The 11,789-nt window shown below is 58.2% G+C and carries 8 protein-coding genes; 6 read left to right on the forward strand and 2 right to left on the reverse strand.

Annotated features, from left to right (window positions below; genetic code table 11):
* Positions 1-2 precede the first annotated feature (2 nt).
* Positions 3-1,142, reverse strand: coding sequence for a tetratricopeptide repeat protein (locus N655_RS0110605; RefSeq protein WP_026442978.1), 1,140 nt, complete (start codon positions 1,140-1,142; stop codon positions 3-5).
* A gap of 90 nt (positions 1,143-1,232) precedes the next feature.
* On the opposite strand from N655_RS0110605, the gene N655_RS0110610 reads away from it, so the two are divergent.
* The 5 genes from N655_RS0110610 (at position 1,233) to N655_RS19900 (ending at position 7,899) form a co-directional block, all read left to right on the forward strand.
* Complete coding sequence (locus N655_RS0110610) at positions 1,233-2,171, forward strand: type I phosphomannose isomerase catalytic subunit (RefSeq protein ID WP_026442979.1); 939 nt, start codon at positions 1,233-1,235, stop codon at positions 2,169-2,171.
* A 20-nt stretch (positions 2,172-2,191) separates the two neighbouring features.
* The gene (locus N655_RS0110615) at positions 2,192-3,307 is read left to right on the forward strand and encodes a mannose-1-phosphate guanylyltransferase (protein WP_026442980.1); all 1,116 of its coding nucleotides are present in this window, start codon (positions 2,192-2,194) and stop codon (positions 3,305-3,307) included.
* Between the two features lie 123 nt (positions 3,308-3,430).
* Positions 3,431-4,867: a phosphoglucomutase/phosphomannomutase family protein gene (locus N655_RS0110620; protein ID WP_026442981.1), complete on the forward strand. Its 1,437-nt coding sequence runs from the start codon at positions 3,431-3,433 to the stop codon at positions 4,865-4,867.
* 91 nt (positions 4,868-4,958) lie between these two features.
* Positions 4,959-6,593 (forward strand): glucose-6-phosphate isomerase, encoded by a 1,635-nt coding sequence (gene pgi, locus N655_RS0110625; RefSeq protein WP_026442982.1) that lies wholly within the window; start codon positions 4,959-4,961, stop codon positions 6,591-6,593.
* Between the two features lie 145 nt (positions 6,594-6,738).
* Positions 6,739-7,899, forward strand: coding sequence for a BON domain-containing protein (locus N655_RS19900; protein ID WP_049961377.1), 1,161 nt, complete (start codon positions 6,739-6,741; stop codon positions 7,897-7,899).
* Between the two features lie 92 nt (positions 7,900-7,991).
* On the opposite strand, the gene aroE is transcribed toward N655_RS19900, so the two are convergent.
* Positions 7,992-9,563, reverse strand: a complete 1,572-nt coding sequence (gene aroE, locus N655_RS18415; RefSeq protein WP_044934455.1) for a shikimate dehydrogenase — start codon at positions 9,561-9,563, stop codon at positions 7,992-7,994.
* Positions 9,564-9,724: 161 nt separating this feature from the next.
* On the opposite strand from aroE, the gene N655_RS18420 reads away from it, so the two are divergent.
* On the forward strand, positions 9,725-11,722 hold the full coding sequence (locus N655_RS18420) for a M3 family metallopeptidase (RefSeq protein WP_238324679.1): 1,998 nt from the start codon (positions 9,725-9,727) through the stop codon (positions 11,720-11,722).
* The last annotated feature ends 67 nt before the right edge of the window (positions 11,723-11,789 follow it).

An 11,789-nucleotide genomic window follows, 5' to 3' on the forward strand; every position in this document is an offset into this window, starting at 1 on the left:
AGCTACTCAATCTGCTGGGGCGTAATCTCAGTGCTGGAGGGGTGCGAGGCCGAGGCCTGGTTTTTCAGCCTGGCGAACTCCTCAAGCGCGTGCTTCTGCTCTTCCGGGTGTCCGAGCGCCCGTTCTGCCTGTGCCAGCCGATACCACGCTACCGGGTCTTTGGGGTCCAGTGCCAGGGCCTGGTGCAGCTGCTGTTCGGCCAGATCGGGACGGCTCTGCATGACTGCGGCGGCAAGCCCAACGTGCGCCTCTTCAAATTCGGGCCAGTGGGAGAGGGCCTGTTCAAAGTATTTTGCGGCTTCTGATTCCTGCCCCTGCTGGCGATAGATTTCCGCCAGCTCATAGGCTGCATTGGCGTTGGAGGGGTCGATGGCGAGCTCCTGCTGAAATTCTGAGGCGGCCTCGGCTGCGTTTTTGGGACCCTCTTTGAGGAGCGCGCGACCGATGCGGAAGTGGATATTTGGTTTTTCCGGGTCAAGTCTGAGGACTTCGCGGTAATCGCGGATGGCTTCTTCTGTCTGGCCCTGGCTTTCCTGCGCCTCTCCGGCGGCCATCAGCCCCCAGACCGAATGGGGCGCACTTTGGAAGAGCTTTTGTGCAGCAAGAAAGGCCTCATTGCCGAAGATCTTGCTGGCGTAATAGAGGATTTCCGGGTCCTCGGGGTAGGCCTTTTGCAGGGCAAGCGCCGTTTCAACGGCCTGGGTGTCATCGTGCAGGGAGATGTATGCGCGTTCCAGACGCAGGCCGCACATCCTCTTCAGTTCGGTCCCGGAAGCCCGGAAGCACTTTTCCAGACCGGGCAGCGCCTGTTGAAACTGGCCTTGTTCTGAAAGAGACATGGCCAACAGTGCGTCTACCTGAGGAAGAGAAGGCTTCATCTGGCGGGCGCGACGCAATTCAGCTGCCGCAAGGTCGAATTTGCCTTCCTTGAAATAGACCACGCCCAGCGCGGCGTGGATTTCAGGGGTTTCCGGCTGTAACCTGACAAGCCGCTGATAGGCCTGCTCGGCGGTGGCGTATTGTCCTTGTTCAAGCGCTTTCTGGCCTTGCTGCAAGAGGGACTGCGCATCGTCCTGTGCGCGGCCTGCCGTGGGGCAGCACAACAGAAGACAGAGGGCCGCAACGGTGGTCCAGTTCTGCATAGATGGGAGTCTATCTCTAAAGCGCGGAGAGAGGCCACAGCAACGATGTGTGATGCCGGGAGAGCGTCGTTTCAGGCATACTGAAAGTACATGCAAGCCTTACACCCATTCAGACTTGCTCCTTATTTTCGGACCCGCATCTGGGGGTTCCACGACCTTTCACCCTGGTTTGATTACAAAACCGAAGGCGAGCCGATTGGCGAAGTCTGGCTGACCGGCGAGATGTGCACGGCCGACACCGGCCCCTTCAAAGGCCAGCCCCTTAAGGAAATTACCGCAGCAAATGGCGAAGCGCTGCTGGGCGAAGGGCGCGCGGGAGAGGAATTTCCTCTGCTGATTAAGGTCTTGTTTCCAAAGGAAAAGCTCAGCGTGCAGGTGCATCCGGACGATGCGATGGCGCAGCGTTATGGCGAGCCGCGCGGCAAGACCGAATGCTGGTATGCGCTCGACGCTGGGCCAGGAGCGGAGGTCGCCCTGGGGATCAAGCCGGGAACCAGTCCGGAGCAGGTGCGTGCTGCGATTGAGGAGTCCCGGCTGGAAGATTTGCTGACGATTATCCCGGTCCACAAAGGGGACATGATTTTTGTGGACGCCGGGACCGTCCATGCAATCTGGCCCGGTGCGGTATTGCTGGAAACGCAGCAGACCAGCGATCTGACATATCGGATGTATGATTACGGACGCCCGCGTGAGCTGCATCTGGACAAATCGATGGAAGCGATGCGCTTGACGACTGGAGCAGGTAAAGTGGCCCCGAGGAATGTGAACGGGCATTCGGTCCTGATTGACCAGAAATATTTCCGGGTGGAGAAATGGAACGGCACGCTTCCGTCGGCCCAAAACGCTTCTGCCAATGTGGTGCAGATGCTGTTTGTGGCGGAAGGGAAGCTGACCCTCGAAGGGGAGGGACTAGAGCCGTTTTCCCTGGACCGCTGCCAACTTGCGGTCATCCCGGCCAGCGCAAAGGACTGGACACTCAAATCAGATGGCGCTGCTGAAGTGATGCGTATTCTTCCACAATCTGCCTGAAAACTCACGGATGGAGGCACATGCCCAAGGCAATTGATTTTCGGCCCGTCATTCTGGCTGGGGGAAGCGGTACGCGCTTCTGGCCGCGAAGCCGTAAAGCGCGCGCCAAACAGGTGCTGGCGCTCGATGGCGAACGTACGATGATCCAGCGCACGGTGGACCGCCTGCTTCCGCTGGCAAAACGAGAGGACTTCTGGGTCATCACCAATGATCTGCTTTCCCCCACGATTTGCGAGCAGCTGGATATTGTTCCGCAGCAGCAGGTGGTCTGCGAACCTGCGGCGCGCAACACTGCTCCGGCAGCCGGACTGGCTGCGTTTCTGGTGGAGAAGCAAAACCCCGATGCTGTGCTGGGCATCTTTCCAGCCGACCACGTAATCGGCGATGAAGCGGCCTTCCTCTCCGTGCTGGAGCACGCTGTAAAGATTGCGGCCGCTGGCGAGAACATGGTGGTGCTGGGAGTAACACCCACACGCCCGGAGACCGGCTACGGCTATATCGAAACCGGAGAAGCGCTCGCTGACGGCTCACTGCGCGTGCGCCGCTTTACCGAAAAGCCGAACCAGGAAAAGGCAGAAGAGTTTGTCGCCGCGGGCAATTACCACTGGAACAGCGGCATCTTTATCTGGAGTGCCCGCACGCTGGCCAACGCGGTCCGCGAGCACCTTCCGGAGACGGCGCCGTATCTGGAGGAGATTGCCGCAGCCTATGGTTCGCCTGGTTTTCGTAAGGTGTTCGAGGAACTGTATCCCAAATGCGAGAACATCAGCGTGGATTACGCAGTCCTGGAGCCGCGTTCGGCCAAAGGGGAGCACTATTCGGACCTATATTGTCTGCCGGCAAATTTTGGCTGGAATGACCTTGGCTCCTGGGCCGCGCTTTATGAGCACCAGCTGTCTCAGGCACAATTCGTGGACAAGCACGGCAATGTGACCGAAAGTGCAGGCAGCCTGCCCGTGGATGCGCATGGGAATTACGTCTTCAGCCCGAAGAAATTTGTGGCGCTGGTGGGGGTCAAAGACCTGGTCGTGGTTGAGACCGAGGATGCCATTCTGATTGCGGGCCGGGACCACTCGCAGGATGTAGGAAAAGTGGTAAAGCAGCTTGCTGCCGAGGGCCGGAAAGAGTTGATTTAGCGAACCTGACAAATTCATTGCTGCGATTGGGGCATGGCAAATGCCGCGGTGCCCCTGAGCGGTCCTGGTTGGAATGCCAACCTGAATGAATTCGCACAGGACGACAATTGGTTTAGGGGAAACATGGGGAATTCAAGCGTCATCAAGTTCGGCACCGACGGCTGGCGAGGAGTCATCGCCGATGATTTTACCTTTGACAATGTCCGTCTCGCGGCGGCGGCAATCGGACATTACATCCTGTCCAGAAAGGACCCGGGCGAAGGCGTTTGCATCGGATACGACACGCGCTTCGGGTCCCAGGCCTTTGCTCAGACCGTAGCTGAAGTCCTTGCCTTCGCAGGCATACCTGTCAAACTGGCGGACCGCATCACGCCGACGCCGGCGCTTTCCTATGGTGTGCGCGCGCACTGTGCGGCAGGCGGAGTGATGATTACGTCGAGCCACAATCCTTACCAATGGAACGGTGTGAAATACAAGGCCTACTATGGCGGGTCTGGCAGGCCCACGATCATTTCGGAAATCGAAAGCTATCTGGGCAAGCCACTACCGAAGGCCGCATCTTCGGCAAAGATTGAGATGGTGGATTTCCAGACGCCCTATGTGGAAGCCATCTCAAAATTCGCCGATCTCGACCTCATCCGCAAATCCGGCCTGAAGTTTGCTGTGGACTGCATGTATGGTGCGGGCCGCGGCGTTCTTGCCGACATCTTTACCCAAATTGGTGTGGAGTTCGTTGAGATCCGTGCGCAGCATGATCCGCTCTTTCCGGGAATCAATCCGGAGCCGATCGAGCCGCACATCCGCGCCTTACAGGAAGCTACAGTGCAGCACGGCTGCCACGCCGGATTTGCCACCGATGGCGATGCCGACCGCATTGGTGCCGTCGATGAGCACGGGAACTTTGTGGACCCGCACAAGATTTTCTCTGTCTTGCTGCAATGGCTGCTGGAACGCAAGAAATGGCCCGGCGATGTGACCCGCGCCTTCAACACAACAAAGATGCTGGACCGCATCTGCGCACGTTATGGGCGCACACTGCACGAGCACGGCATTGGCTTCAAATACGTCTGTGACCTGATGCTGGAAAAGGACATTCTCATCGGCGGCGAGGAATCCGGAGGCATTGGCATCAAGCGGCACCTGCCGGAGCGTGATGGTCTGCTGAACGCCCTGCTTTTGGCCAACGTCATGGCGGAAGAGGGCCGCACGCTGGGGCAACTGGTCGCACGACTACAGGAAGAATATGGCGAGCACCAGTACGGCCGCCTGGACCTGCACATCCAGGACGATCTGAAAAACGCGACCATTGCAAAAGCGCGCGCCGGCGTAAAAGAATTTGCCGGAATGCCCGTGGAGCACGTGGAAACGCTGGACGGCATCAAATTCTTTTTGAAGAACCCGGAAGCGGCATCCAAACCCAAGGCTGCGGAAACCTGGCTGCTGCTGCGCGCCTCAGGGACAGAGCCGCTGCTGCGGATCTATTCTGAGTCCTGCTCGAAGGAGTCTGTAAACAAACTGCTGGAAGCAGCACGTGAATTTGCGATGAACAGCCTAGGGTAAAAAAACAGACGTTTGCAAAAGGAATGGGGGACCAGCTTTACAGCATCCCTGCGATCTCTGAAGACCCAGCCGTCGAAAGAAAGGAAGCCATATGGCCACTCAAGTCCCGTCCGCTCCGCTGACGCAGCTTACTGCGTGGAAGGCACTGGAATCACACTATCAGCAGGTCAAAGACCTTTCTCTGCGCACCCTGTTTGCCGAGGACCCCAAACGCGGCGAGCGCTTTTCTTTAGAAGCCGTCGGCATTTACCTGGATTACTCGAAAAACCGCATCACGGAAGAAACGCTGCGCCTGCTGCTGCAACTGGCTGAAGAGAGCGGCCTGCGCCAGCACATCGATGCCATGTTCCGCGGAGACAAGATCAATGTGACAGAAAACCGCGCTGTGCTGCACACTGCGCTGCGCGCGCCCCGAGGGGCCGACATCCAGGTTGATGGAAGGAACGTGGTTCCTGAAGTGCATGAGGTACTTGACCGCATGGCGGCGTTTTCTGATCGTGTACGCAGCGGCGAATGGAAGGGCTTTACGGGCAAGCGCATCCGTAATGTTGTCAATATCGGGATCGGCGGTTCGGACCTTGGTCCGGTGATGGCCTATGAGGCGCTGCGTCATTACAGCCGCCGCGACATGGTCTTTCGCTTTGTCTCCAATGTGGACGGAACGGATTTTGCGGAAGCCACGATCGACCTGGACCCGGAAGAGACGCTTTTCATTATCTCTTCGAAGACCTTCACCACGCTAGAAACCATGACCAACGCGCAGACGGCCCGCGAGTGGAGCCTGAAGAAGCTGGGCGATCCCAAGGCGGTGGCCAAGCACTTTGTTGCGGTTTCCACCAATGCCGCCGAAGTGTCAAAGTTTGGCATTGATACGGCCAACATGTTCGGCTTCTGGGACTGGGTCGGCGGGCGTTATTCGATGGATTCGGCCATTGGACTTTCGACGATGCTGGCCATCGGTCCGGACAACTTCAGGAAGATGCTGGCCGGATTCCGTGAGATGGACGAGCACTTCCGCACTGCTCCTTTTGAGAAGAACCTGCCGGTGCTGATGGGCCTGCTGACGGTGTGGTATGCAGACTTCTTCGGTGCAGAAACAGTGGCCGTGCTGCCCTATGATCAATATCTGAAGCGATTTCCCGCCTACCTGCAGCAGCTCACCATGGAGAGCAACGGAAAATCGGTGACACTGGGCGGCGCGCGCGTGGACTACCAGACGGGGGCCATCTTCTGGGGTGAGCCGGGGACCAATGGACAGCATTCGTTCTACCAGCTCATCCATCAGGGAACCCATCTGATTCCGTGTGATTTTCTTGGTTTTGCCAAAACGCTGAATCCGCTGGGCAACCACCATGACCTTCTGATGGCCAATGTCTTTGCGCAAGGTGAGGCGCTGGCCTTTGGCAAGACGCCGGAACAGGTGAAGGCCGAGGGTACTCCGGACTGGCTGGTCCCGCACCGCGTCTTTGAGGGCAACCGTCCGTCGAACACGCTTCTGCTGGAAAAGCTTACGCCGGAAGCATTGGGCAAACTTGTGGCCCTCTATGAGCACAGTGTCTTTACTCAGGGTGTTATCTGGCAGATCAATTCCTTTGACCAGTGGGGTGTGGAACTGGGCAAGGTGCTGGCTAAAAACATCATCTCTGAGCTAGAGGGCAAGGGAGAGGGCAAGCACGACAGCTCAACCAGTGCGCTGATTGCGCGCTACCAAAAACTGAAGGGATAAATCGCGCATGGGAAAGGGGAAGGCAGGCTTTCACCTTCCCCTGCATTGGATTTGGGCCGCTGCGCCGTCCCTGCCGTAACTTTTTCCTGGCAAATGTGTTTTTACAAGTGACGCGGAAATAAAGCCAACGTCTATCCAGAAGAAAGTGGCCACGTTCCGCGCTGCTTTCGAGGTTGTTGCGATGAAGAAGTTGCAGATTTTGGCCGTTTCCCTGATGTTTGCTTTTGGTGCGGCAGGCTTGTCTGTTTCTGCCCCGGCAGCCCTGGCACAGTCGGTCCGTACAGATGCGGACATTCAATCCGACGTTAGCAATGCGCTGACCAGTGCGCCCCAGCTTCAGGGGCAGAGCATTACGGCTGCAACCATCAATGGAGATGTTACGCTCTCCGGAACGGTGCGGGACAACGCTTCCAGGCAGTTGGCCGAAGACCTGGCCTCCCGGGTCACCGGCGTCCGGTCCGTCACAAACAACCTTACCGTAAGCAGCACACCCGCACCGCAGACACAGGCCCCGGCACAGCCGAGCCAGGAGGACCAGGTGCCTCCGCCTCCGCCATACAACCAGGGCGTTTCCCAGCCTGATCAGGCCCAGGACAATCAGAACGGTCTGTCTGCCGAACAGGCCATGGCACCGGTGACGATTCCTGCCGGGACGCTGCTGACCGTGCGTACCAGCGAGCCGCTGGACGCGCGCCAGCTGCAGATTGGCTCCATGTTCCAGGCGACGGTGGCCAATGATATTTATTCAGGCAATGTGCTGGCGATCCCGCGGGGAGCGGTAGTGACTGGGCAGGTCGTGAACGTGCAAAAGTCGGGCGACCTTGCGGGCAAGTCGGGACTTCAGTTGCAGATTACGCAGCTTCAGCTTGGCGGGCAGACGTATCCCCTGATGACGGACGCATGGAAGGGCGAGGCCCCCAGCAAAGCCGGTTATTCAGCTGGCAATACTGCTGGCGGAGCGGCCCTGGGCGCCATTATCGGCGCCATTGCAGGCGGCGGTCCGGGCGCTGCCATCGGTGCTGTAGCGGGTGGTGCTACCGGGATGGCGGCCTCGGCTGCAACGAAAGGCCCGCAAGTGGTGATTCCGCCCGAGGCCTTATTGGACTTCCATCTGGCCAGCCCGGTGACAGTCACACCTGTGTCACAACAGGAAGCCCAGCGTCTTGCTGCCTCGGCAGCCGGGCCCCGGCAGCCGAGGCTGGTGCGCCGCCCAGTCTATGTGGCAGCGCCCTATCCTTATCCCTACTACTACCCGTATCCCTATTATTACGGGCCGGGGTTCTACTATTATCACTACTGGCGATAATGGCCACGGGGCTGGCTGCATCATCCGATGGCCGGCGATCATACGCGAAAGTGGAGAACGGGGGGCATGACGAGGGACGCCATGCCCTTTGCTTAAGCTTTCCCTGTTTTTGCGGCTTCTTCTGAACGCTGCCGCAAGGCGTGGACAACCACCCGGAACATTTCTTCTTCCGGGGCCGGTTTTCCGGTCCAGATTTCAAACTGGCGGGCGCCCTGGTGGACGAACATCTCGACTCCGGTCACAACAGGGACGCCTTTTTCGCGGGCCATGCGTAGCAGCGGCGTTTCGATGGGGTTGTATACCATATCGAAGACCAGGCGGGCGTTGATTTCCTTTGGTTCCAGAATGTGGTTTGGCTTTACCCCCTGCATCCCTACAGGAGTTGCATTGATGATGACGTCAAACTGCGTTTTGGCCAGCTGGTCCCGGCGGAAGGTACGGGCCTTGGCCTGACGGGCAAGCTTCTGGCCGTCAGCTGCGGTGCGGTTCAGGATGAAGACCTCGGCCCCTTTTTCTTTCAGGCCGAAGACGGCGGCGCGGGCAGCTCCACCAGCGCCCAGCACCAGGACCTTGGCCCCATTGAGCTGCAGGCGGCGTTCCAGGGGGCGGACGACTGCGGCAACGTCTGTATTGAAGCCGTAGAGTTTGCCGTCCTGAGCACGAACTACGGTGTTGCAGGCGCCAATTTTCTCTGAAATCGCGTCGGTCTTTTCCAGATACTCCAGAATTTCCTCTTTCAGAGGCATGGTGACGGCCAGCCCGTGGATGGGGACTTCACGTACCAGCGTAAGCAGGTCTTTGAGTTTTGTAGCCTGAAGGGCGAGGAAGACGGCGTTGACGGTCTCGCGGCGGAAGGCCGTGTTGAGCATCAACGGTGAAAGCGAGTGCTTGATGGGGTTTCCCGCCACGCCATAGACCCGGGTTGCAGCGTCAATCTGGTCAATTCGGTAGGTTTCCCGCAGGGTGCGGGCGGCAATCTGGCCGGGACCGGTTTCTTCTCCGGGGGTGGCGGCAGCAAAAGTGAAGACGCTGCCCGCGCGGATGGCGAGGACACGGCTGATGATGCCCTGGTCGCCCATACAGATGCCAATCATGTTGGCCATGTCGCGGGTGCGTTCGAGGAAGTGCATCATTGTGACGTTGTCAGAAAGGTTTTTGGCCGTGGAAACGATTTTGACAAAGTCCGGATCAAAGGGACGGATGCGCTCGAAGATGCCATCGAGGTCTTTGGTAGCGGTAAAGTCGTGCCATGAGATGATGATGGCGGCCCCGCGCGCGCGCAGCTTTTCCAGCTCAGCCTCTTTGACGTTCTCTGCGGTCTGTAATTCCACATCCACCAGATGGAAGCCAGCTGCCGCGGCCTTGTTCAGGACCTCAAGCTCCTCGGCAATTTTGCCCTTGAACTTGCCGCCGGCGGCCGCACGGCGACAGGTGGCGATGGCCGTAACGTCGGCACGGTCGGCCAGAAACTGCCTGAGTTTTGGAATGGCAGCCAGTGGTTTGTCCAGGTAATCCAGGCGGAACTCAAGAAAGGTGTTCTCACGAATGGTTTCCTGTGCCTTTTCAAGCATTTCGGCTGGGGTAGATCCGATGATGGCCACACACACCTTTCCGATGCGTGACCGGATAAACTGGGGCGAAACTACTGGAATGGTCTGGTTCATTGGAAATCAGTGCAAATCTTGCCGACCCGTAAGGGAAAACGCGCCTGTGGCGCATTCTAACCTTATATGCCAACCTGGAATTTCTTTCCAGACACTCCGCGCCATACGCGCGAAGTCAAAAGCTAGGCTAACCTGAATCTAAGGATTTGAGGAAAATTTTTGTGTCTGAATCTGTATCTATGTGGGAAACAAACATGACCCGTCCCTGGGAGGGCGCGGCGGATGAGTCGGGTCTGGAGAGCTGGGTTGAGGCGGCGCTCGAAAGACACCACCATGCTTTGCAGCAGTTGACGGCCGTTTCCGGCCCGCGGACGGTGGAAAATACTCTGGTTTTTTATGATAACGCCGTTGCCGAACTGAGCACGGCGCGCTCCCTGACGGCACTGCTGAACAGCGTGCATCCGGAGAAGAAGGTCCGGGACAAGGCACAGGAGCTTCTTGAGAAACTGGCTGAGGCGGCCACGCTTTTGGCCTTGAACCAGGATGTTTATCGCGCCCTGCGCGGGCTGGACCTCTCCGGCATGGACGGGGGTACCCGGCATTATGTGGAGCGGACGCTGCTCCAATACCGCCTGGCCGGAGTGGACAAGGACGAGGCAACCCGATCCAGACTAAAGGACCTGCACGAGAAAGCCACACGGCTGTCGCTGGCCTTTCGCCGCAATGTGCAGGAAAACGTCAATAAAGTTGTCGTCGAGGACAGGTCTGAACTGGAAGGTCTGCCGGAGGACTTTCTTGCCAGCCATCCTGCAGACGAACACGGCCAGATTACGCTGACGACGGATTTTCCCGATTATCTTCCGGTGATGACTTTTGCCAGCAATCCGAAACTGCGTCTACGCATGTTTCTGGCCTACAATACCCGGGCGTATCCGGCAAACGAAGGCGTCCTGCTGGACCTGCTGAAGACGCGGCGGGAAATTGCCAATCTGCTGGGATTTGAGACCTGGGCCGATCTGGCGACTGCCGACCAGATGATGGAATCGGCACAGAATCTGCGGGCGTTCCTCGATGATCTGGACAAGGCGACCAAACCCGGGGCGGAGCGGGAGTATGCAGCGGTCCTTGCGTTTGCGCGGCAGCGCGAACCCAGGCTGGTAGCCATCGATGCCGATAGTCGCTCGTATTGGTATGAGCAATATCGTCGTGCGGCCTATGACTTCGATTCGCAGACGGTGAGGCCCTACTTCCCCTATGAACGAGTGGAAAAGGGGGTCCTCGAAACGGCGCAGAAGCTCTTCCGGGTCAGCTTTCGTCCGGCCGAGGATGTCGAAGTCTGGCACCCCTCGGTGGGAGCATGGGAGGTCTTTGACGGGGAGCAGCGCATCGGGCGGTTTTACCTTGACATGCATCCGCGCGAGGGCAAGGACAAGTGGTTCAGCGCCCATCCGCTGATACCCGGCATCGCAGGCAGACAGTTGCCCGAAGCAGCGCTGGTGTGCAATTTCCCTGAGCCGAAGCAAGGGAATCCGGCGCTGTTGCAGTACTCCGACGTGGTGACTTTCTTTCATGAATTCGGCCATCTGATGCACGCCTTACTGGGCGGACAGCAGAAGTGGGCGGGCATCAGCGGCATTGCTACCGAGGACGATTTTGTGGAAGTGCCTTCGCAGATGCTGGAGGAATTTTTCCGTGACGCAAAATTGCTGGCGACTTTTGCCAGGCATTTTCAGACCGACGAGGCGATTCCGGCAGAGCTGGTCGCCAAAATGAACCGCGCCGGGGCCTTTGGACGCGCAGACTGGGTGCGCACCCAGCTCTTCTACACCACATATTCGTTTGACACGCACTACGATGATCCTGCGACGTTGAATCTGGATGTGCTTTTGCAGGCCGATTACACGAAGTTTCTTCCCTATACGTGGATTGATGGAAACCGGATGTATGCCAGCTTCACCCACCTTACGGGGTATTCCTCGAACTACTACACCTACCTGTATGACAAGGTGATTGCACTGGATTTCTTCAGCCAGTTTGACCGCAGCCATCTGCTGGAAGATCCGGCGGCCATGCGTTATCGCAAAACGGTTCTGGAGCCAGGCGGGTCGGTCCCTGGGAAAGAAATTGTCCGGCAATTTCTGGGCAGAGAGCAGAGCCTGGATGCATTTACGCGGTGGATCGGGGAAGAGTTTGAGCCGGCCCCTGTGCTGCAAACCTAGCTGCGCTTTCGATCGGCGAGGGACTGGACGCCTGGGAAACCGCAAACCATGAGGATCGTGGAAGAAA

The sequence above is a fragment of the Pseudacidobacterium ailaaui genome (assembly GCF_000688455.1).
GTDB lineage: Bacteria > Acidobacteriota > Terriglobia > Terriglobales > Acidobacteriaceae > Pseudacidobacterium > Pseudacidobacterium ailaaui.

Coding starts and splice junctions, on each gene's coding strand:
- N655_RS0110605 (WP_026442978.1), bottom strand. CDS start 1,142: ATGCAGAACTGGACCACCGTTGCGGCCCTCTGTCTTCTGTTGTGCTGC.
- N655_RS0110610 (WP_026442979.1), top strand. CDS start 1,233: ATGCAAGCCTTACACCCATTCAGACTTGCTCCTTATTTTCGGACCCGC.
- N655_RS0110615 (WP_026442980.1), top strand. CDS start 2,192: ATGCCCAAGGCAATTGATTTTCGGCCCGTCATTCTGGCTGGGGGAAGC.
- N655_RS0110620 (WP_026442981.1), top strand. CDS start 3,431: ATGGGGAATTCAAGCGTCATCAAGTTCGGCACCGACGGCTGGCGAGGA.
- pgi (WP_026442982.1), top strand. CDS start 4,959: ATGGCCACTCAAGTCCCGTCCGCTCCGCTGACGCAGCTTACTGCGTGG.
- aroE (WP_044934455.1), bottom strand. CDS start 9,563: ATGAACCAGACCATTCCAGTAGTTTCGCCCCAGTTTATCCGGTCACGC.